A 21,305-nucleotide genomic window follows, 5' to 3' on the forward strand; every position below is an offset into this window, starting at 1 on the left:
GCCCGCTCTTTCATGGGCACTTGGGAACTCATTGGACCACCCTAGTGCCGGGTCGATCCGGACGCGGGCGCCTCGGTCGGGATTCCCCCGTCGGAGGGACCGGGGCGGCGTGTCGGCTGGCGGACGGCGGCGCGCACCAGCAGCCGCGGGTGGCGTGAGCTGTCGCAGGGGGAGGCGGTGTGCAGGACTGCGAGGTTGTCCCAGACGACCAGGTCGCCCTGCTCCCAGCGGTGGGTGTAGAGGTAGCCGGGACTGATGGTGTGGGTGAGGAGGTCGGCCAGCAGCAGCCGGCCTTCGGTCTCGGGCAGCCCATCGACGCGGGGGATGACCATGGAGCCGAGCAGGAGCGCTCGGGTGCCGGTGGCGGGGTGGACGGGGGCGAGCGGGTGAGTGACCTCGGGCAGTTGCGCGAGGGCGCCGGCCTGGGTGGAGGAGCGGCCGTCGGCGGCGTTGGCCTGCTGCGTGGCGAGGTGCTGGACGGAGTGGACGGCGCTCAGAGCGTCGATCCGGGCCCGGAGGTCGGCGGGAAGGTCGGCGTAGGCGCGGGTGGCGTCGGCGAAGCGGGTCTCGCCGCCCTTGCCGGGGGTGATGACCGAGTACAGCAGGGTGGCGGCGGTCAGCTGCGGCTTGAAGGAGTTGTCGGCGTGCCACTCCTCCTCCTGGTCGCCGTCGTAGATGCCGATCGGCGTGCCGTCCTGGTGGATGTTGGAGACGACGGTGAGGCCGGGGAAGCCGGGGACGGTGTAGCGGCGGTCGGTGGCGGTGTCGACGGCGCCGAACAGCGCGGCTGCGGCGAGCAGGTCGGCGTGGTTGAGGTGCTGGCCGGGCAGGACGAGCACGCGGTGGCGGTGCAGCGCGTCGGTGAGCGCGCGCGCCGCGGCGGGGCCGGTCGTGCGGGCGATGTCGGTCTCGACGCGGGCGCCGAAGCCGCCGGTCAGTGGGGTGATCGCGAGGTCCATCGTGCCTCCGGGGCGGGCGCCGGGTGTCAGAACTGGGGGGACTGGAGGAAGGGGGTGATGTTGCGCAGCCCAGCGGAGGCGGCGCACAGGCGCTCGATTCCGATGCCGAGGCCGGCGGTGTCCGCGGGTACGGCTCCGGCCTCGACGGCGTCCAGGGCGAGCTGCTGCTCGTCGTCGTAGAGGCCGACGGCCTTGGCGCGTTGGGTGAAGGCCGTGGGGTCGGTCTCGTCGGTGTAGCCGTGGACGAGCTCTACACCGTCGACGATCAGCTCGAACCGCTCCAGGACGGCGGTGGTGCCGGCAGCCAGGCGGGCGCAGGGCTCGTCGCCGCCGGTCGGGTAGTCGGTCAGGAACACCGCGCGGCCCGCAGTGCCGGCCTCAAGTTCGAGAGTGATGTAGCGGCCGAGGACGTCGCGGAACGGCTCGCCCGGGTCGGCGCCGATCCGGGCGGCCATGCGCTGGTGCAGGTCGCCGATGGGCTCGGTGCGCAGGTCGATGCCGAATTCGTCGCGGACGTGGTCGGCGATCGAGAGGCGGTCGGGGGCGTAGGCGGGCAGGTGCGGGCCGACCAGGCGCCAGGCGAGGCCGATCAGGCCCTCGAAGCCGAGGTGCGCGGCGTACAGGTCGAGCATCGTGAACTCGGCGGCGTGGAGGGCGTCGGGGGCCTCGGGGCGGAAGCAGGGCCCGATCTCGTACACCCTCGGCCGGGTGGTGCTCACGTTGACGCGCAGCGCCGGGCCGATCATCGCGCGCAGGTACCGGCCCTCGTGGAGGCCGGCGGACGCGCGGCGGCCGGGCCCGAGGTCGGCGCGGCGGGCGACGGGGGTGACCACCTCGGTGAAGTCCTCGTCGTGCAGCACGGCCCGTAGGCCGTGCAGCACGTTGGCCTTGGTGCGGATGGGATCGGACAGCGCGGACATGCGTCTTCCCTCTCAACTCGACAATAGGAAAAGGCAGTTGCCGAATCCGGGCGCCGCTTGGGCGGTGCGCCCTTCTCGGAGCGCCTCAAGGTAGCCGCCCGCCGTCGAAGCGCAGAAGACCGCGCGCACCGCCGAGGGGCCCGGTGCTCGGCCGGTGGTCGAGATTCCAGCGGTGCGCGGGAGTGTTTCCCCAGGTCATCGGCAGGGTGGACGCAACGGGTACGCAACGCCCCGGCGCACTTGGCGCAACGTCACGACCCGTTGCCGCTGCCCTTGGTGCGGCCCTAGCGTGATGGCACGGCCACTCGGCGCGACGGCTTCACCAGCGCCCTCGGCGCAGCGCCCGGCCGGCTCCTTCGAGTTGCGCTCATCTGCGGCTCGACCATCCGATTCACCACGCGTGGCTGCGGCGTGTCCGCAGTCCGAGAGGAGAACCCATGGACAACACCCTGAAGCTCGGCATGCGCCCGGGCGACGGCACCGTCAAGCTCGGCATGCGCCCCGGCGCCGCCGTGAAGCTCGGCATGCGCCCGGGCATCAAGCTCGGCATGCGCCCCGGCACCGCCGCCTGACCCCGATCGTCCTGATCAGCTGACGTGCTGCTGCCGGTGGGCGGGGCGCCCCGCCCACCGGCAGCGGTTCACGGAAGGCCAACATTCAGTCCCCAGCGATGTCCGGAGGAGAGCAGATGGGCAGGCCCAGCTGGCGGTCGGTACGCCGGCGCGAGAAGACACCGAGGCGCACCCGGCACTCGACCGGCGCGTCCGGTCCCGTCCGGCAGGCGCTGGGGCCGGAGCTGATCGGCGAGCTGGAGGATCTGTGCGGTGCTCCGAGCGTCGGCCTGCGGGACGTCGCGGTGGACGTCGGCGCGATCGTCGCGGCGGCAATCGTCGGATCCCTGGTGGGGCACGTCGTCGGGCCGCTGCTCGCGGTGCTGTACATCGGGGTGCGCCAGCGGCACATCTCGAACCTGGCGCACGAGTGCGTCCATGCGAAGCTGCTGGTCACCGCGCGCGGCAACCGCCTGGTGGGGTACCTGCTGACCGGGATGCTCGGCGAGGGGCTGCGGCCCTACCGGGCCACCCACGGCGTGCACCACGCGCAGCTCGGCACCGGAGCCGACCCGATGTTCCAGTCCTACCGGGCCGGGCGCCTTCACACCGTCCATGCTCCGATGACCATGACTGCCTTTGTGCTGCGGGTGATCGTCAAGGCCGCGCTGTGGCGGCTGCCATCGTCGGCGCTGCGCACGCTGGCCACCCGCGGCCCGCGGGAGAGCCGGTGGGCGCCGGCCGCCCGCGCGGTGCTGTGGGCCGGAGTCGCCACCGCGTGCTGGACCTTCGGCGTCCTCGGCGACCTGCTGCTGTACTGGCTGGTCCCGCTGGTGTTCGTACGGCCGGTGGTCACCTGGATCACCGACCTCGGCAACCACGCCGGCCTGATCGAGAACCGGGACGACGTGCTGCTGCAGACCCGCGGCTGGTCCTCGCACTGGCTCACCCGGCACCTGCTCGGCGGCCACCTCGACGACATGCACCACCCGGTGCACCACTGGTGCCCCAAGATCCCCTGGCGGCGCCTGCCCGAGGCCACCGCCCTCCTGGCCGAGCGCCTGGAGCGCTTCGACGAGGTGCCGTGGTGCTCCGGCTACTTCGCCCGCCGCCGCTCCACGCCCGAGGTGCCGTGCGTGATCGAGGATGTCATCGCCCGCCTCACCGCCCAGCCCGCACCCCAGCAGGCCATGGCCGCCGAGCGCGCGGCCGCCTGACCGATCCCCTCCAACCTGTCCACGACCGGCCCGCCGCAGTGCCGCCCGGGCGGCACCCCCTGCCCGCCCGGGCCGTGCCGGCACCCGCCGCCGAGGAGGCGGCCACCCCATGACCGAACCCCAGTCCCAGCTCGACCCGCCCACCCAGGGTGCGCACAGCTTCGACGACTTCACCCGGCTGCGCGAGGTCGTCGTCGGCCGCGCCGACCACTACACCGCCCACGACGCCGACAGCAGCTGGCGGCTGTTCTACTACGAGAACGTCGCCCCCCACCTGCCCGACGGAAACCGCCAGTTGACGATCCCGCAGCAGATCGTCGACGAGCTGATCGAGGACGTCACCGGCTTCGCGGACGCCCTGGCCGGCTGCGGGGTGCGCGTGCTGCGACCCTCCGCCCCCGGCAAGGACGTCCAGGTCTCCTCCCCGTGGTGGAGCAGCGGCGCGACGCCGCCGCTGAACGTCCGCGACAACGCGGTCATCCTCGGGACGACGATCGTGGAGACCGCGCCGCACATCCGCGGCAGGGTCTTCGAGAACGACCACCTCAAGCCCCACTTCAACCGCTACTTCGAGCAGGGCTCGAACTGGCTGGCCATGCCGCGGCCCGCGCTCGCCGCCCACTCCCTCGACACCGCCTACTTCGACCGGCACGGCATCGACGTCACCGCGGCGATGGCCGGTGAGGACGCCCTGCCCATCGACGGCCTGGGCCTGGAGATGGTCTTCGACGGCGCGCAGTGCATCCGCCTGGGCCGCGACGTGCTCGTCAACGTCTCCAACCACAACCACGAGCTCGCCTACCGGTGGCTGACCCGCAATTTCCCCGAGCTGCGCCTGCACCGGCTGCCCGGGATCGCCGACAACCACGTCGACTCCATCGTCGTCCCCCTGCGCCCGGGCCTGATGCTGCTGCGCGACCCGAAGTACCTCGGGCTCCTGCCGGAGGCGATGCGCGGCTGGGAGGCGATCTACCCGCCGCCGAGTGCCGTGCCCGAGCAGGACTACGACGAGTTCGGGTTCGTCATCCCTACCGCGTCCCGGTATATCGACATCAACGTGCTGTCGGTCGACGAGAACACGGTGGTCGTCAACTCCCTCTATCCGGAGCTGATCGAGGTGCTGGAGCAGCGCCGCTTCACCGTCGTCCCCGTCCGCCACCGCCACCGGCGCCTGTTCGGCGGCGGTCACCACTGCTTCACCCTCGACACCGTCCGCGACGGCGGTCCCGAGGACTACCTCACGGCCTGACCCGCCGGCCCGCACCGTACATGTCCACCCGGCCGCACCCGCGCGGCCTGAGCCCGAAGGAGTACCCCGGCGATGAGCAGCAGCACCGGAGCGTGGCCCCCGCCCCGCGAATTCTGGACCGACACCCTGCCCGAGAAGACCGGCGGCATGACCCGGCCGCACCTGTTCAAGGGCATCGTTCCCGCCTCGGCGGCGAACGCGGCCGCCGTCCTGGACGGCTTCGCCGCCATCCGCCGCACCCACGTCGCCGGACTGGAGATCACCGCGAACGCCCGGGTGTACGTGGGCGAGGAGCACCGCCCCGACCTGGTCGACAAGGTGCTGGCCGCCGACGGCTGGCCGGAGGACGACTTCACCGCGTGGATGCAGGAGCAGGTCGGCGCCGAGCGGTTCAGCCTGGTCCTCAACACCCTGGAGAGCGTCAGTCCGGCGCTGGCCGCGGGCCTGGGCGAGTTCGTCGGCGCGCTGATCGACGGCTGGGGCGTCCCGGCCGGCGGCGCCGAGATGGTCGCCTTCGTCGGAAACTACTCCGGCACCGCGTTCGGCGTCCACGAGGGCTACGAGAACGCCTTCCTCACCCACTACGGACCCGGCACCAAGGACTTCTACTGCTGGCCGGCCGAGGAGTACCGCAAGCTCACCGGCGGCAGCGACCCGCTCTACGGCGACTACACGTGGCTGCTGGAGCACGGCGAGCACTTCGCCCTGGAGCCCGGCGACGCGCTGTTCCTGCCCGAGCGCGTCTTCCACGTCGGCCGGCAGACCGAGTTCTCCGTCTCCGTCGCCATCCCCCTCTACACCTTCCCCGACGCCGCCATCGCCCGGGGCTGGATCGCGCCCGACATGCTGGAGTCCCTCCTCGCCAGCGCACCTGACACCGACGCCGGCCAGCCGTCCCCGATGCAGCCGCTGGCCGCCGGCCCCGACGAGCTCGCCCGCCGCCTGGGCACGGTGACCGCCGCCGCGTTCACCGCCGCCGCCGAGCGGGCACCGGCCGTCGCCGCCCAGCACGCCCACCAGCGCTGGCACACCGTCCTCAGCAACGGCGGCTGGCAGCAGACCGAGAACGACCTCGCCCGCAACGAGGCCGCCGACGCGTTCGCCGCCGCCGCGCTCGCACCCGGCACGAGCGTCGCCGTCCGCGCCCCCTACCGGCTGATGGTCACCGGCGAGCAGGCGTTCCTGCGCGGCTGCGAGGCGCCGGCCGACCCCGCCGTCCTCACCACCGACCTGGTCGAGCGCCTCAACAACGGCCCCACCATCCTGCCCGACGACCCGCAGGTGATCTCGGCGATCCGCACGCTCGGCGCCACCGGCGGCCTGACCCTCACCACCACGCCCGAGGAGACCCAGTGACCACCACCACCCCCGCGCCCACGCTCGAGGACCTGCGCGGCACCAGCCTCGTCGAGGCGTACCTGCAGGCGAACCCGGAGACCCGCGGCTACATCCACGCCACCATCCAGGGCAACCGCAACAGCGGCGACGACCTGGTCGACAAGCACCTCAAGCCGATGATCGACACGATCTACCGGCAGATCCGCGCCCTGGTCGACCCCGGCACCCTCACCGTGGCGCAGGCCCGCATGTACATCGCCGAGCTGGCGGTCTTCGCCCGGCACAACGCCCAGTTCCTGCGCCTGGCCGCCGCCCAGGTCTACGGCTCCTGCCCGGCCCTGGGGCACGAGTTCGACCGCAACTTCCTGGAGGAGGGCGGTGAGCCCGGCAAGGTCCCCGCCCACTACATCCTCTACACCCGCGCGCTGCTCAGCGACCTCGGCCTGCTCGTCAACGGCCACGTCCCCGCCGCGGAGACCGGCCTGCTGGTCCTCCAGCACCAGGTCCTGGTGAACTCCCACATGACCGGTCTCATCGCCGGCGGCTACTACGCCACCGAGGGCGTCGCCGTCGCCGAGACCGAGATCCTGCGCGACATCACCGACCGGTACGGCGAGCTGACCACCGGCGCCAGCGGCGCGCAGCTGACGAACCTGGACTACTACTACCGGCTCCACCTCGACGAGGGCCACGAGGCAGCGCAGGTCGGCGGCATGAGCGTGGAGGAGGCCCACATCGAGGGCCTGGCCCGCTTCATCCGTCAGAGTGACCTCTTCCACCTCGACCTGCCGCAGGCCCTGGAGGGCTTCCTGCAGATCTTCAACGCGATGGCACACTGGTGGACCCAACTGGCCCACCGTGCAAAGGAACTGAACTAGTGTCCGAAACAGTCGCCGCCGCCATCACCACCGCCGCTGCCGCCACCGGCTCCGGCATCGAGGTCCGCACCGGCAACTGCCTGTGCGGGAAGATCCGCTTCACCGTCACCGGCCCGGTGGACGACCCCCACGTCTGCAACTGCGCGCACTGCGCCAAGCGCTCCGGCTCGCCGTTCCAGTGGTGGGTCGGATTCCCGGCGGACGGGCTGAAGTGGACCGGCGAGGGCGGCGAGCCGACCTGGTACGACACCTACCCCGGCAAGACCACCCGCGGCTTCTGCGACAGGTGCGGCACCCACATCGCCGCCCGCGACTACGGCGACGACACGATGATCGGCATCCTCGCCACCGCCCTCGACCACTACGGCACCGACCCGGCCCTGGTCCCCACCAACCTCAACCGGGTCGCCGAGGCCGCCGACTGGCTCGCCCAGTGCGACCCCCGGCCCGTCGCGGCCGGCTGACCCCCCGGACCCTGCGGGGGCGGGCGCACCTGACAGCACCCGCCCCCGCAGACCCACCGCCACCGGGCCGTGCCGGGACCGCCTCCACCCCGCACACCACCGCGCCCGCACCACAACCCAGGAGGACCCGTGCACCCCGGCATCCATGTCGCCACCGAGTACGGAACCCTCAAGCGCGTGGCCATGCGCCACGCCGGCGACTTCACCCGCCCCCTGGACGGCCCCGACGTCCACCCGGTCCTAGCCCGCCAACAGGCCACCAGCACCTGGGCCACCTACGACCCCGCCACCGTCCGCGCCCAGCAGGACCAACTGATCGGCCTGCTTCGCGACCGCGGCACCGACGTGGTCCTGCTCCCCACCGCGCCGGGCTGCTCCACCCAGCACTACCCCCGCGACATCGCCTTCGCCGTCGACCACGTCCTGTTCCGGGCCCGCCTCAACTCCGAGCACCGCCTGGCCGAGGCCGACGCCCTCACCGACCCCGCCGTCGGCGGGCAGCCGCTCGACCTCACCCGCGGCACGATCGAGGGCGGCGACGTCCTGCTCCCCGACACCGCCCGGGTCCTCGTCGGCCTGAGCGAGGAGACCAGCCCCGACGGCGCGACCGCCCTCCAGGAAGCCCTCGCCCGGCACGGCATCGACCGCGAAGTCGTCCCCGTGCCCTTCGCGGTCAAGGGGATCGTCCACCTCGACGACCACCTCGCCGTCATCGCGCCCGGCACCGCCCTCATCCACCGCGAGGTGTTCACCGCCGACCAGAACCGCTGGTTCGACGCCCACTTCGACCACCTCGTCCCGGTCACCGACGCCGAGGCCCGCGCCGTCCAGGTCAACGTCCTGGCCATCGCCCCCACCACGGTCGTCGTCGCCGCGGGCAGCGACCGCATCGCCGCCGCCCTGACCGCCCTCGGACTCGAGATCCTGACCGTCGACTACTCCGAGGTCACCCGCATCCCCGGCTCCCTGCGCTGCACCACCCTGCCCCTGCTGCGCACCTGACGCCGCTGCCGCGAACCGCCCGACCCCGGCAGCCGGACCGATCCTCCGCGCCCAAGCGGTGGCCCGCCACCGATTCCGCGCGCCGGTCGCCGGAGCGGCGGTGGCGGCAGCCGAGCCCGCGAGGGCAGGCCCCGCACCGTACGACACACCCGCGAAAGGCGGACCATGCACGAGACCCGAGAGCTCAAGGCGCACGGACACACCGTGCGGGTGAACGTGGACCCGGAGCCCGAGAGGGAAGGACGACCCGCTCTGTGGCCGACGGTCGGCGAGTACCCCATCTACGACCGGTTCCTCTACTCGACCATGACCAACGACCACGAGCGCAACCAGCGCTTCCTCGCCGCGCTGGCCAAGCTGGCGCCGGGCCGGCGCGTCCTGGACATCGGCACCGGAGAAGACATCCTCTGGGCGCGAGAGAGCGTGCGGGCCGGAGCCCGGCACGCCCTGGCCGTCGAGGTCATCGAGGACGCGTTCCACACGGCCGCCGGCAACCTGGCGGCCCTCGACGAGCGCGACCTGATCACGCTCCTGCGCGGCGAGTCGACCGCCCTCCAGTTCGCGCCCAAGGCCGATGTCTGCGTGGCGGAGATCATCGGCTCCCTGGCCGGCGCCGAAGGCGCGGCAGCCGTCCTGACCGACGCGCGCAACCGCCACCTGGTGCCCGGGGGCCTGGTGGTGCCGCACCGCGCAGTAACCCTGGCCGCGGCCGTCCGTCTCTCCGACCTGCTCCCCGGCCAGCCCGTCGCGTTCGCCGAGGCATCCCTGCCGTACCTGCAGAGCATCTTCGACTGGCACGGCCGGCCCTTCGACATCCGGCTGCGCATCGAGAACCCGCACACCGACGCCCTGCTCTCCGACGGCCAGCCGGTCGAGGTGCTCGACTTCAACGGCGAACTGCGAACGGAGCAGCGCACGACCACCCGCCTGGCCATCACCCGGGACGGCCACGTGGACGGCGTGCTCACCTGGCTCAACCTCTGGTGCCTGCCGGACGAAGAGCCGCTCGACGCGCTCCACATGGAGACCAACTGGGCCAGCATCTACTTCCCGCTCTTCGACCACCCCGTGCCCGTCGCACCCGGAGACGTCCTGGAACTCACCGTCGAGACGGCCCTCAGCGACGACGGCATCCACCCGGACTACCACCTCGCCGCCACGCTCCACACCACCGGCGGACAGGAGCACCACGGCTCCCTGGCGTCCCCGCACCACGGCGGCCCGTTCAGGGCCCACCCGGTCTACCAGGCCCTGTTCCCCACGACCTGACCGGACATCCGGCACGGGGCGGCCCGAGCCGTCGCGTGCCACGGCACTGCTGCTGGGCCGCCGGCATCGGTGCCACCGCCGTCGAGCACCGGGCCGCCCCGATCCCGATCCCGATCCCCTCGCCGCGGCCCGGCGCGCCCGCAGCAGCGGGCCGCCGAGCCTCCCACGCATGCCCGCACCCACGCCGACCATCGCCCGGAGACCGCCGTTGTCCAGTCCGCTCTCGCTCGTCCTCGTCGCCGTCCCGACCGTGGTGCTGGCCTGCCAGGCCGGCGGCTGGGCCGCCCGCCGGATCGGGCAGCCGCCCGTCATCGGCGAGATGGCCGTCGGCATCCTCCTCGGCCCCTCCCTTCTCGGCTGGCTCGCACCCAGCGTCCAGCACACCCTGCTGCCGCCCACCGTCCTGCCCTACACCTCGGTGCTCGGCAACGTCGCCCTGCTCGCGTTCCTCTTCCTCGTCGGCCTCGAACTCGACTTCCACTCCCTGCGGACCACCCGCCGCGCCGTGGCCTCCGTCGCCGCCGGCAGCATCCTGCTGCCCCTCGGCCTCGGCGCCGGCCTCGCCGTCATGATGTACCCGGCCCTCGCACCGCCCGGCGTGCAGCGGCTGCCGTTCGTCCTGTTCGTCGCCACCGCGCTGTCCATCACCGCGTTCCCCGTCCTTGCCCGGATCCTCACCGACCGGGGCCTGGCCACCACCCGCCTGGGCGCCTTCGCGCTCGCGTGCGCCGCCACCGACGACGCCCTCGCCTGGTGCCTGCTCATCGCCGTCACCGCCCTGGCCACCGCCGGATCCCCGCTGGACGCCCTCACCGCCCTCGCCCTGACCGCCGCCCTCACCGCCGCATTGGCCGCGGCCCGCCCCCTCGTGAAGCAGGCGCTGGAGCGCGCCGCCCGCACCTCGGAGGACCTGGTGACGGTGCTGCTGGCCGCCGGGCTGCTCCTGGCGGCGTGCGCCACCGACCGGATCGGCGTCCACCCCGCCTTCGGGGCGTTCCTGTTCGGCGCGACGGTGCCGCGCGGCCTTCCGGCCGTCGAGCGCAGCGCCGCCCGCCTCCAGGCTGTCTTCGTCCCGGTGCTGCTCCCGCTGTTCTTCGTCGACACCGGCCTGCACACCGACCTCGCCCACCTCCCGGCCGGCCAGTGGGGCTGGGCCGCGCTCGTCCTGGCCGTCGCCGTGACCGGCAAGTGGGTCGGCGCCGCCGGGGCAGCCCGGCTCGCCGGCTGCGACTGGCGGTGGTCGGCGCTGATGGGCACCCTGATGAACTGCCGCGGGATCACCGAGATCGTGGTCCTCGGCATCGGCCTCCAACTCGGCGTCATCACCCCGAACCTGTTCACGATCATGGTCCTCATGGCCGTCGTGACCACCGCCGCCACCGCGCCCCTGCTCGACCGCCTCACCCGAGGCGCCCCTGACCTCACTACCCCGGCCTCCGTCGCCGAGCCGGTCACCGCACAGACCGGCACCCCGGGAGCAACCCGATGACCACCGCCCCCGACACCCGGCCCGCCGCGGGCCACGCCGAGACGGCGATCCGCACCCGGCGCAGCACCATCCGCCTCACCGGGCCCGCCCCGGGCCCGGACGAACTCCTTGACCTGCTGGCGGCCGCAGCCACCGCGCCCGACCACGGGCAGCTGCGCCCGTGGCGCGTGATCGCGATCTGCGGCGACGCCCGCGTCCGGCTCGGCGAAGCCGCCGCCGAGGCCGCGCCCACCGCCGACCTGGCGGAGCGGATCGCCGCCAAGCACCTGCGAGCGCCACTGATGCTCGGCCTCGTCTTCCAGCCCCGCGACCACCCGACCATCCCGCGCTGGGAGCAACTGGCCGCGACGTCCGCGATGGCCACCACCCTGCTGCTGCTCCTGGACGCGCGCGGCTGGGGCGGGGTCTGGTTCGGCGGCCCGTACCCGGACGCGCCGCAGGTCCGCAAGCACCTCGGCATCAGCGGCGACGAGCAGCTGCTCGGCTACCTGTACGTCGGCACCCCCGTCCCCGGGGAGGCGCCCCCGCCCCGCGCAACGGCCGACATCGGCGCCAAGCTCAGCTGGCTCGGCGGCACCACGGCCTGACCGGCTTCCTGGTCACCGAACTGCCCGACCCGGCCGGGCTGTCAGAAGTCGTGGAGCGGGCCGCCCGTAGCGGCGTCGGCCAGGCGCCGCGCCAGGCGCCGGCTCTTGAGGTGCTGCGCCGTCGTCTTCGCTTTCGCCAGCAACTCCTCCCGCTCCGCTCGGTCGCCGCGCAGCCGGGCCAGCTCGGCACCGGTGATCAGCAGCTCCACGCTGTCCCGTGTGCGCTCCGGCGACAGACCCATCGCCACTTTCAGCGCCTGCCCGCCCTCCTCGGCCAGCCCGGCCATCGCCAGCGCCCACGCGGCCTGCCCCTCCAGCTCCGGGCGGTCCAGCCACGCCAGCCACCTCGGGTCCGCCCCGCGCCCGGCCCGGTCGAACGCGGCACGCGCTCGCTCCACCGCCGCCCGGCACTGCGCGCCGTCACCGTTGTAGGCCCAGGCCCTCGCCTCCGTCACCGAGACGTAGGCCCGCACGAGCGCGGGCGCGCCGGTGGCCGCGACCACCGCGCTGCGGGCGTGGGTCAGTACCTCCCGGCCGTCGCCCCGCACCGCCGCCAGCCGCGCCTGGTGGATGCAGCCACGGGCAAGCCGGCCGCGATCCCCGATCGCCTGCGCCAGCCGCATCGCCTGCAAGTCGTAGCGCTGTGCCAGACCCGGCAGTTGGTCGTCGTAGGCCATGCTCGCCAGTGCGAGGACTGCGTCGGCGACGCTGCCGTACAGCAGTCGGCCGCGCCCGGTGTTGAACCGGCCTTCGAGTAGTGGAACGGCGTGGGCGGCGAGGAAGGCGGCGAACACGGAACGGAACTGCCCGCCTCCGTGCCGGGCGTCCGTCCTGCCGTACAGGTCAGTGTGCGCATCCAGTAACTCGATGTCCGCCGCGGTCACCCGCCGCTGCCCGAGCCCGGCGATCTCCGCGTCGGGCAACATCACCAGCGCCTCAACCGCAGAGGGGGCTGCGGCGAACGGCATCCCATGCACTGCCGCGCTCCTGGGCATGGCGTCCATCTGCCATAGGCGTCCCAGCATCTGCACCGCGTGGCTAAGGTCCCCGTACTGGAGCGCCTGCTCAGCAACGTCCGTGTCCTCGGACGGCCATCCCAGACTCTCGGGGCTCACCTGGCGTTTGCACGCCTGAGTTAGCACGTAGCACGCTGCGGCGGCCAGTTCCGGCCCTGGGTGCGCGCCAGCGCACCATCGCGACACGGTGCTCGTGCTCACGGACCGGGGATGGCCGGTGGCCGCGCAGCGCTCGCGGATCCTCTGAGCGAACCCCGACATCGACCACTTGAGCTCGTCCAGCACGATCCGTTCAAGGTCCAGGTTTCTCTTCGAGGCGCCGCGCGTCGACGCCGTCCCGCTCATGCGGCTACCTCCGGGGTCTCCAGTAAGTGGTTCAGGTGCCGGCCGAGGACGAGGTCGAGCAGCCGGCTCTGGACTCGGGGCGCGTTCACTGGGCCTCCAGGTATGCCGGGAGCGGCGCGAGGAGCAGCACGATGTCGCCGGCGGTGGCGAGGTCGGCCAGGACGGCGGGCAGTGCCGGTTCGCACGGGCCGTGGCGCAGGACGGTGACGCTCTCGCGGGTCAGGCCGGCATCGAGGACCGCAGCGATGGTCCGCGCATCGTCGTGCCTGTCGTCGGGGGCGGCCAGCAGGACGACGTGGCTGGCCTCGGCGAGCGCGCGGGCGAGGGCTTCGGCCTGGTCCGGGCGGTAGGCGCTCAGGTCGCCGAGGAGCACGACCTTGCCGTCGGTGAGCTCGTGGGCGGCGTCGAGGTCGTCGGCGATCTCCTCGGGGCACCGGGCCAGGGAGGTCAGCACCGTGATGGCCTGCGGCATCTCGTGCATTGTGCTGGAGGTGAGGAATCCGGGTACGCCGGGGAATGCGGTGAAGCCGGAGGCGACGTCCTGGGGCTGCGCTCCGATCTCCAGGCTAGCGGCGAACGCCGCGGCTGCGGCCAGCGCGCTGTGCCGACCCGGTGTGGCCAGGGTGAACTGGTGGACCTCGCCGCCGGTGCTGACCGCCACGCGGGAGACCCCGATCCACAGGGCCTGCACGACCCGGACTCCGCAAGAGCTGTTGCTGCCCACTGTGACGACTCGCCGGTGCCCGGCCGCAGTCAGCCGCTCGGCGAGCAGCCGCGCGCCGAGGTCCGCGTGCTCGACGACGACGGCCTTTGAACGGAGCGCGAGCGGCATCAACCCGGTGAGGGCCTGGTTCATCTCGGCGCTGTCCGCGCCGGTCCGGGCCACCCCGGTGACCAGGAGCACCGTCGGAGCGCACTGCGCCGCGTCCGCGGACGGTGACGGCAGGACGGCGACCAGCAAGTCCCCGCCGCTGGAGTGCCCCGCCGCCCGGCCGGCGGGCGGCTGCTCCACTACCCACGCCGGGTTGAGGTGGGCAAGGGCGCTGACGGTCAGAGCGGCGGGGAGCGCGGTGCCGTAGGTGCCAGCCACCACGATGCTGCGGGCGGTCGCGTCCACCAACAGCGCCACCGCTTCGCTGCTGGTCAGCGCGGGCAGGTCCAACGAGGTTGCCGATGCTGCCCGCAGCTGGTCGCGGGCTGCCGGGGGACCGATCACGCAGGTGCGGTCGACGGCGGGCTGCTCGGTGGTCCGGACCGCGCTGCGCGGCAGGCCCAGCGCCTCGATGGTGCCGGACGGCGCGGTCAGTCGGCTCCCGGCCTGGGTCAGGTACTGGGCCAGGCCGGACAGCCCCGGCTCGACGGTGTCTAGGTGCGGACGCTCAAGCAGCCCGGGAAGGTGTCCGCGATGGAAGCCGGAAGGTGGTGGGGACATCGTGGTCATGGACGGTCCAAGGTCGAAGGCGGGAGTGGAACGGCAGCGGGGCCGGCGGGAAGTCCGGCGTGCGGGCCCTGGGGCAGGGGGAGGCCCCGAGGCCCGGACGGTCAGTGCCTAACGGGGACGATCTGCCGGTCCACCACCTTCCAGAGCTGGGCCAGTGACCAGCGGGTGACCTGGGGGAGGTGGTCGGAGATGTCGTCGATCCCGGGGCCGGTGAGGATCTTGGCGCCGAGCAGGGCCGGGGCGAGCTCCGCCGAGACGTACGTCCGGTCGATCGGCCCGGCGCCCCCCTGGGGAAGATCGCCGGGCGGGACGACCTGGGCCGCCTTGTTCGGCCCGTGGCCGGTGGTGGCCCGGTCCGCGCCCGGCTGCCGGAGTTCGGTGGCCGCGTACCGGCCCGCGTCGACCAGTCCGTTGTACGTCAGCAGCCGGTCGGCGTTGTCGTCCGGGCGGAAGGCGCCGTCGCCGGTCAGCACGGATCGGTTCTGGGCGTACGCACGGTCGGTGACGCGGTCAAGGGTGATCGGGCAGGCCCACGTCGGCCAGGCGTTCCAGTCGCCCTGCACGATCAGGAGACGCTCGTGCTTGGCCAGCTCGCTGAAGAAGCGTGCCTGGCCCTCCCTCAAGATGGGGTCGCTGTAGCTGGCGTGGCAGCTGGCGGCGAACATCGACCGGAAGCTGGTCTTCTTGGTGTCAGGGTGGATCATCCGCAGCAGCGCGACGCCGGGGTTGTGCCGGATGCCGCTCGGATACTGCGTCCAGCTCGGGTCCGGTGTGAAGAGATCGGGGTCGTAGAAGAGCACGTTCCCCGAGCCGGGGCGGACGTTGGGCGGCGCGGCGACCTGGACCAGGCCGAGCCGCTCGGCGACCTGGTCGCCCTGCTCCGGGCGCAGCTCCTGCAGCGTCAGCAGGGCGGGCCGCCGGGCGTTGGCTTGGGCCCGCTGTTCGAGCAGGTCCAGCGCGGGTCCGAGGTTCAGGCCGTGCTGGATGTTCCAGCCCACATGCTCCAGGACGGCATCGCCGCCGACGGGCGGTTGGAGGGTGGCCGAGCCGGACGTCATCGTAAAGCTCCTTCGGAAGTGGACCAGGGCGGTGCAGGCCGAGGTGCAACGGGACTGGCGTGTGGTCGGACCCGTTACACCTCGGGGGCGAGGGCGAGTTCGTGGGGCTGCTGCTGGCCGGTGAGAGCCGGGGCGCGGACTGTGCAGTTGGCGTGTTGGTCCGAGGCCGGGTTCAGGTGCCAGGCCAGAGAAGAGGGCAGTGCGCTGGGCCGCGCCTCATCGCCGGAGTTGTCGCGCGGGGCGAGCGGCGGCAGTGCGTCCAGGACGATGGGGTCGCGCAGCTCGGCGACCAGCTGCTGGCCGACCATGAACTCGAGATCGGGGTGGTCGAGGTCGAGCTCTTCCCAGCACGGATCGGCACCCGGACGGTGCACGGTGCCGCGGACCGCGACGATCTCGACCTCCGGCACCAGCAGCACCAGGCACCCGACAGCGAGGCGGCGGCAGTGCCGTTGTGCCTGGTGGGCGTGGCGGAGGCAGAGCGCCGGGTTCACGGTCCGGATGGCCTTGCTGGCCGTGGTGCGCGGGTCCGGGCCGGTGGGATCGGCTGGCAGGAGCCAGAGCAGTCCGTCGCGCGTCCGGTGGGCGGGGCCTCCTCCGACCAGGCAGCGGGTCCGGGAGTCCATCAGGTCCAGTTGCCGTGAGGGGTGGTGCACCGTCCACAGCGGCGCGCCCTGCGACGTGCCGGTCCACGACTCCCACCGGACGCCGTCGATCGAGCGGACGTCCGTATCGCGGGGCGGGGTTGGTGCGGGCGGTGCCTCCCCTGTCCAGGCCAGGATCAGCGGGACTGGCTTGCCCTGGAACCGCACCGGGTCAGGACACTGCAGCAGCAGGCCGTCTGCGGGTGCATCCGGGTCGAGCAGGGACGGAGTGCTCACTGGGGCCCCCAGCCCGTCGGCACCGAGGTGACTGGGACACCCTTGCGGGCAGTCGCTCCGTACGAGGAAGCACCGTGCGGGGTGGCCCGTCCGACCTCCGCGTGCGAGAGGAGGTCGAGCTCGGTGATTCCGGTTCTCTGGAGCTGCCAGTCACTCAGCAGCGACGCGAGGCTCGCGCCGGTCCGGGGGTAGTAGGCGATTCCGGCGCTGCGGTAGGTGAGCTCCAGTTCCCGGCCGATCGGGACGTTGGCGCGGTCGAGCGTCTGGTGGCTGACCGTCAGGACGCTGCCTACGCTGACGAGGCCGTGCAGCAGCGCGACGGCCTGGTGCGCCTGCTCGTCGGTGAGTTGCTGCAGCACGTCCGCAAGGATCAGCGCGACCGGCCGGTCCAGGTCCAGGACGGACAGACTCCGCAGCGAGGATGCGAGAGAGTCCGGCACGGTCAGGTCGACGTGCAGGTAGCGGATGGCGGCGGGCGCCGGAGCGGTGAGCAGCGCCCGGGCGTGGGCCATCACGCTCACGTCGGCGTCGGAGTACACGATCCGGGCCGCTGGCTGGTGGGCGAGGACGACGTCGTGGACCGGGGTGGAGGCTGGCATGGGGTAGCCGCATCCCAGGACCAGGTACTGGTCGATTCCCTGCCGGGCGAAGTCGGCGGCGCTCGCGGCGGCGAACGCCCGGCTCGACCGCGCCATGGCAACGGTGAGCGGGTCGACGGCCATGAGTTGCTCGGCCAGAGCCCGGTCCGGCGCGAGGTGGTCGCCGCCGCCCAGCAGGCTGCTCTGCAGTCGGGCCCACCTGGCCCGGTCGTGTCCGAGTCCGGCGCACGGATCATCCTCGTCGGCGGCTGCCTGGTCGCGGCCGGCCAGGCTCCAGGGCAGCGGCGGCCCGTCGTGCGTCGCCACGGGGGTGCCGCTCGGGCGGTACGCGGTGGTCCGGCCGGTGCCGCGGCGCGCCAGGCCGGCCCTCATGCCGTCACCGGGCTGCTCAGGTGCTGCGGGGCGATGCTGCTGCCGTCGGGCAGCAGGGCGCCGGTGTCCTCGAAAAGCACCACGCCGTTACACAACAGGCTCCAGCCCTGGTCGGGATGGGGGGCGACCACGACGGCGGCCTGACAGGCCGGGTCGTCCGCCGCCGGGCAGTCGGGGTTGTGCTGACACATGGAGGGTCTCGATTCTGACGTCGGTCTACGGCTTCGAGCGCCGCTTCGTGGGCGATGCAAGCGGCCGGTGGGGCTGCGACTGTCGCCCGGCCAGGGCCTCGCGCAGGTCGCCGGGGTCGGTGGTGCCGCGCCCGGGCGGGACGGCCCAGTGCACGTCCCGGCCGCTGAGCACGTGCCACTGCGGGACCGCGATGACGGTGCCGTGTCGCAGCAGCCGCGCGGTGCGGGTCGCCGCCCACGCTTCACCGCGGTGCTCCGTCGGCGGCTGCCAGCACCAGCGGCTCGGCGGGCGCGGGGGTGGATGCGGGGGCGGCCCAGGCCCCGCGGGCCGCGAGTTTGCCGGCGAACCGCTCGGACCAATCGGGGTAGCGTCCCGGGTGAAGGAGCCCCTCGGCCAGGCGATGCGCCTGCACGTCCCCGGTCCCGGCCGGCGGTTCGACGCACCAGCTGTCCCGCATCAGCCGCGCCATCGCGCTGCCGGAGTAGAGCGCGTCGGCCGCGTGGATCTCCATCCCCTGGCGCACGGAGTCCAGCAGCAGCGCCACGCCCTCGTGCTTGGAGGCGATCAGCGCGCTGTCGCAGGGCTGCCCGCGGTCCAACATCGAGGCCGCCTGGTAGACCAGCGCGCTCGCCGCCGCCAGCCGGGCCTGCATCTTGCCGATCTTGTGCTGGACGACGGGTAGGTCGCCCAGCGGTCTGCTGTAGCGCACCCGGTTCTGGGCCTCGCTCACCACCCGCTCCACAACCGCGCGGTGCAACCCCAACGCAACCGCCGCCAGGTTCACGCGCCCGTACAGGATGCTGGAGGAGTACGCGACGGCGAGCCCGCCGCCGACCTCGCCGACGACCGCCGAGGCTGGCACCTTGACGTTGTCGAACCTGATGCTGCCGAAGCTGAAGCCGTGCAGGCCCAGTCGCGGCTCGTGCGGTTCCAGCGCCACCCCGGGCCGATCCGCTTCTACCAGGAACGCGGTCAGGCCCCGGGAGCCCGGACCGGTGCGGACCACGACGCCGTGGAGCCCGCCCACGTGGGAGTTGCCGACGAAGCACTTCTTCCCGTTCAGCACGTAGGAGCCGCCGCTGCGCCGGGCGGTGGACCGCATGCCCAGGACGTGGCCGCCGGACCCTGTCTCGGTGACCGCGATCGTGGGCAGCACGCTCCCGTCGGCGATCGTTGGCAGCCAGATCCGCTGCTGCTCCTCGCTGCCGAACAGGGCGATCTTGGCGACGCCGAGCTGAGAAGCCTGGGCGACCGCGCCTGCGGCGGCGCTGACCCGGGACAGCTCCTCCACGATGATCGTCTTGGCTTCGTGGCCTGCGCCCATGCCGCCCCACCGGGGGTCGATGGTGACGCCGATCCAGCCCTGGTTGGCGATCAGCGAGGCGAGTCCACGGTCCACGGCCTGGTCGCGCTCCATCGCCGCGACCCGGGGGGCCACCTCCTGGGTGGCGAAGTCCCGTACCGCGCGGCGCAGTTGCTCGTGAAGTTCGGTGGTCACCTGCGTGCTCCTTCGGTGTGCCGGGGTCAGTAGCTGCGGGCGCGGACGGTGATCAGCTCGGTGACCTCCGCCTGAAAGGTCTTGATCACGGCCAGGGAGTGGCGGCCGGTGGACAGGGGGAGGGCCTGGGTGCCGACAGCACAGACGGTGCCGAGGACGATGCCCGTGTCGGGGTCGGGCAGCGGAGCGCCGACGTACGTCCGGATTCCGACCTGGTCGACCACGGGGTTGCTGGAGAATCGGGCCCACGCCTGCACATCAGGCAGCACGAGCGCGGCATCGCGGTCGAGCAGCGCCGGGCAGTAGCCGTGGTCTACGCGCATCGTGCGGCCGACCGGCGGCATGCCGGGCGCGCTGTAGAGGCCGACGAACGCCTGGACGTTGGTGATCACGTTGACCATGGCGTACGGCTGGTCGAGCGCGGCGGCGATCCGCCCGGCGACGTCGTCCAGGCCCTGCATCTGCAGCAGGTCCAGGGCGTTGATCCGGCGGATGCGCGCGCTCTGCTCCCTGGTTAGTGCCGGCTCGACCGGCAGCTCGGAGAAAGTCACAGCGGCGCTCCTCTGGAGGCAAGGCGGGATCGGGCGGCGTCCAGCGCGGTGGCGATCAGCGTGATCAGGACGTGGGCGGAGGAGGTGGCGTCGCGTGCGTCGAAGAGGACGACGGGCACGGCGTCCGGCAGTTCCATCGCCTGCCGCACTTCCTCGGCGGTGTAGGTGTGGAGGGAGTCGGCGAAGCGGTTCACGCCCACGACGAAGGGGATCTGCCGGCGCTCGAAGTAGTCCAGCGCAGGGAAGGCATCGGCCAGCTTCCTCGTGTCGGCGAGCACCACGGCGCCGGCGGCGCCGAGGACCAGGTCGTCCCAGCTGAACCAGAACCGCTCCTGACCCGGCGTCCCGAACAGGTACAGCTCGAACCGGGCTCCGCCGTCGTCGAAGCAAACCTTGCCGAAGTCCATGCCGACAGTCGTGGTCGTCTTGCCTTCCACGCCCGCCAGGCTGTCGATCTCCGAGCTGGCGTAGGTCAGCGGCACCTCGGTGGTCAGCGGCTCGATCTCGCTGACCGAGCCGACCATGGTGGTCTTGCCCACGCCGAACCCGCCGGTGACCACGATCTTCAGGACCGTGACCGTGGCCTCAGCCGGCCTGGGGGAACTTGCGTCGTAGCCCGGCAAGGGTGGCCTCCAACATCTGTACTCCGGGGCGCGCAGCGTCCAGCGAGGCGACGACCGACAGGCCGCCGGAGTCGATGAGGTCCGAGATGAGCACCTGCGCTACCAGGACCGGCAGCCGCAGCCTGCCCACGACCTCGACCACCGGCAGCGGTGTGGAGCTGCACAGTTCCAGGAGCTGGCGCTCGGCGGGCGCGCAGTGGGCCAGTTGGTCGTCGGGGGCGGGCCCCCGGCCGATGAGGGTCTCCAGGCGCATCCGGTGCCGCGGGGCGGTCCGGCCGCCGGTGAGGGCATACGCGGGGATGACGCCTTCGTCGTCCCGCCGCCACGGCTCGGTGCTGCTGGCGACCATGTCAGCCCGTCACCCGCGCGGGAACGACCAGGTGCGGGGCGATGCTGTTCACGAACTGCCGCGCGGCGTAGGCCACGACCCCGGGGTCGGCGCCGCTGCCCGTCGCCACGCCCAGGACGCAGCCGGTCACGTTGGCGGTCTCGGCGGAGACCTTCCAGGGCGGCAGCCCCTCCCCGGCAGACATGATCATCACCAGGCTGCCGTCGCCCAGCTCGGCGACGCACTGCCGTCCGGGTGCGGCGATCCCACGAAGGTCCCCGAGCCGACTCGTGGTGTGGAAGGCGCTGGTCGTCAGCGCCGCCCAGCGCGCGCGGTCCGCTTCGTCGGTCAACGTGCAGGCCAGCGACAGCCCGTCCAGGCTGGCGAAGACGGCGTCCTCGACGCCGGCGGTCGTGCCGACGAAGTTGACCAGCAGCCAGCCCAGGGTCTCGGGGGTGAACTCGGTCTCGGTCATAGG

The 21,305-nt window shown here is 72.8% G+C and carries 23 protein-coding genes; 10 read left to right on the forward strand and 13 right to left on the reverse strand.

Annotated elements, in window-relative coordinates; genetic code table 11:
* Window positions 1–41 precede the first annotated feature (41 nt).
* On the reverse strand, window positions 42–959 hold the full coding sequence (locus ACFWA9_RS02690; protein WP_380382502.1) for a TauD/TfdA dioxygenase family protein: 918 nt from the start codon (window positions 957–959) through the stop codon (window positions 42–44).
* A gap of 26 nt (window positions 960–985) precedes the next feature.
* Window positions 986–1,879, reverse strand: coding sequence for an amino acid--tRNA ligase-related protein (locus ACFWA9_RS02695; protein WP_380382504.1), 894 nt, complete (start codon window positions 1,877–1,879; stop codon window positions 986–988).
* 437 nt (window positions 1,880–2,316) lie between these two features.
* Here ACFWA9_RS02695 and ACFWA9_RS02700 point away from each other — a divergent pair, with 437 nt between their 5' ends.
* The 10 genes from ACFWA9_RS02700 (at window position 2,317) to ACFWA9_RS02745 (ending at window position 11,923) form a co-directional block, all read left to right on the forward strand.
* Window positions 2,317–2,451 carry a hypothetical protein gene (locus tag ACFWA9_RS02700; RefSeq protein WP_380382506.1) on the forward strand — a complete coding sequence of 45 codons (135 nt, stop codon included), beginning with the start codon at window positions 2,317–2,319 and terminating at the stop codon, window positions 2,449–2,451.
* 116 nt (window positions 2,452–2,567) lie between these two features.
* The gene (locus tag ACFWA9_RS02705) at window positions 2,568–3,647 is read left to right on the forward strand and encodes a fatty acid desaturase family protein (RefSeq protein ID WP_380382508.1); all 1,080 of its coding nucleotides are present in this window, start codon (window positions 2,568–2,570) and stop codon (window positions 3,645–3,647) included.
* Window positions 3,648–3,756: 109 nt separating this feature from the next.
* Entirely contained in the window at window positions 3,757–4,896 is a 1,140-nt protein-coding gene (locus tag ACFWA9_RS02710; protein WP_380382510.1) for an inosamine-phosphate amidinotransferase 1, read from the forward strand.
* Window positions 4,897–4,968: 72 nt separating this feature from the next.
* A complete protein-coding gene (locus ACFWA9_RS02715; protein ID WP_380382512.1) occupies window positions 4,969–6,252 on the forward strand; it encodes a hypothetical protein in 1,284 nt (427 codons plus the stop codon).
* Window positions 6,249–7,112, forward strand: coding sequence for a DUF3865 domain-containing protein (locus ACFWA9_RS02720; protein WP_380382514.1), 864 nt, complete (start codon window positions 6,249–6,251; stop codon window positions 7,110–7,112). The genes ACFWA9_RS02715 and ACFWA9_RS02720 overlap by 4 nt, the downstream gene beginning before the upstream one ends.
* Window positions 7,112–7,576, forward strand: coding sequence for a GFA family protein (locus tag ACFWA9_RS02725; RefSeq protein ID WP_380382516.1), 465 nt, complete (start codon window positions 7,112–7,114; stop codon window positions 7,574–7,576). Before ACFWA9_RS02720 ends, ACFWA9_RS02725 begins: the two co-directional genes overlap by 1 nt.
* Before the next feature lie 129 nt (window positions 7,577–7,705).
* Window positions 7,706–8,578, forward strand: a complete 873-nt coding sequence (locus ACFWA9_RS02730; RefSeq protein ID WP_380382518.1) for a dimethylarginine dimethylaminohydrolase family protein — start codon at window positions 7,706–7,708, stop codon at window positions 8,576–8,578.
* Window positions 8,579–8,743: 165 nt separating this feature from the next.
* On the forward strand, window positions 8,744–9,847 hold the full coding sequence (locus ACFWA9_RS02735) for a class I SAM-dependent methyltransferase (RefSeq protein ID WP_380382519.1): 1,104 nt from the start codon (window positions 8,744–8,746) through the stop codon (window positions 9,845–9,847).
* A gap of 169 nt (window positions 9,848–10,016) precedes the next feature.
* Complete coding sequence (locus ACFWA9_RS02740) at window positions 10,017–11,336, forward strand: cation:proton antiporter (protein ID WP_380382521.1); 1,320 nt, start codon at window positions 10,017–10,019, stop codon at window positions 11,334–11,336.
* On the forward strand, window positions 11,333–11,923 hold the full coding sequence (locus ACFWA9_RS02745; RefSeq protein WP_380382523.1) for a nitroreductase family protein: 591 nt from the start codon (window positions 11,333–11,335) through the stop codon (window positions 11,921–11,923). Before ACFWA9_RS02740 ends, ACFWA9_RS02745 begins: the two co-directional genes overlap by 4 nt.
* 41 nt (window positions 11,924–11,964) lie before the next feature.
* Here ACFWA9_RS02745 and ACFWA9_RS02750 read toward each other — a convergent pair whose 3' ends face one another.
* From ACFWA9_RS02750 to ACFWA9_RS02800, 11 genes are all read right to left on the reverse strand, one after another.
* Complete coding sequence (locus tag ACFWA9_RS02750) at window positions 11,965–13,284, reverse strand: transcriptional regulator (protein ID WP_380382525.1); 1,320 nt, start codon at window positions 13,282–13,284, stop codon at window positions 11,965–11,967.
* An 85-nt stretch (window positions 13,285–13,369) separates the two neighbouring features.
* Window positions 13,370–14,725: a glutamate ligase domain-containing protein gene (locus ACFWA9_RS02755; protein ID WP_380382527.1), complete on the reverse strand. Its 1,356-nt coding sequence runs from the start codon at window positions 14,723–14,725 to the stop codon at window positions 13,370–13,372.
* A 101-nt stretch (window positions 14,726–14,826) separates the two neighbouring features.
* On the reverse strand, window positions 14,827–15,783 hold the full coding sequence (locus ACFWA9_RS02760) for a hypothetical protein (protein ID WP_380382529.1): 957 nt from the start codon (window positions 15,781–15,783) through the stop codon (window positions 14,827–14,829).
* Between the two features lie 74 nt (window positions 15,784–15,857).
* A complete protein-coding gene (locus ACFWA9_RS02765; RefSeq protein ID WP_380382531.1) occupies window positions 15,858–16,664 on the reverse strand; it encodes a hypothetical protein in 807 nt (268 codons plus the stop codon).
* Entirely contained in the window at window positions 16,661–17,635 is a 975-nt protein-coding gene (locus ACFWA9_RS02770; RefSeq protein ID WP_380382533.1) for an SAM-dependent methyltransferase, read from the reverse strand. Before ACFWA9_RS02770 ends, ACFWA9_RS02765 begins: the two co-directional genes overlap by 4 nt.
* Entirely contained in the window at window positions 17,632–17,826 is a 195-nt protein-coding gene (locus tag ACFWA9_RS02775; protein ID WP_380382535.1) for a DUF5999 family protein, read from the reverse strand. The genes ACFWA9_RS02770 and ACFWA9_RS02775 overlap by 4 nt, the downstream gene beginning before the upstream one ends.
* A gap of 242 nt (window positions 17,827–18,068) precedes the next feature.
* Window positions 18,069–19,325, reverse strand: a complete 1,257-nt coding sequence (locus tag ACFWA9_RS02780; protein WP_380382537.1) for an acyl-CoA dehydrogenase family protein — start codon at window positions 19,323–19,325, stop codon at window positions 18,069–18,071.
* 26 nt (window positions 19,326–19,351) lie between these two features.
* Window positions 19,352–19,876 carry a GAF domain-containing protein gene (locus ACFWA9_RS02785; RefSeq protein WP_380382539.1) on the reverse strand — a complete coding sequence of 175 codons (525 nt, stop codon included), beginning with the start codon at window positions 19,874–19,876 and terminating at the stop codon, window positions 19,352–19,354.
* Entirely contained in the window at window positions 19,873–20,436 is a 564-nt protein-coding gene (locus ACFWA9_RS02790) for an ATP/GTP-binding protein (RefSeq protein WP_380382541.1), read from the reverse strand. The genes ACFWA9_RS02785 and ACFWA9_RS02790 overlap by 4 nt, the downstream gene beginning before the upstream one ends.
* A 25-nt stretch (window positions 20,437–20,461) precedes the next feature.
* A complete protein-coding gene (locus ACFWA9_RS02795; protein ID WP_380382543.1) occupies window positions 20,462–20,848 on the reverse strand; it encodes a DUF742 domain-containing protein in 387 nt (128 codons plus the stop codon).
* Between the two features lies 1 nt (window position 20,849).
* Window positions 20,850–21,302 (reverse strand): roadblock/LC7 domain-containing protein, encoded by a 453-nt coding sequence (locus tag ACFWA9_RS02800; protein WP_380382545.1) that lies wholly within the window; start codon window positions 21,300–21,302, stop codon window positions 20,850–20,852.
* Window positions 21,303–21,305 lie beyond the last annotated feature (3 nt).

This window comes from Kitasatospora sp. NPDC059973 (assembly GCF_042737525.1).
Lineage (GTDB): Bacteria > Actinomycetota > Actinomycetes > Streptomycetales > Streptomycetaceae > Kitasatospora.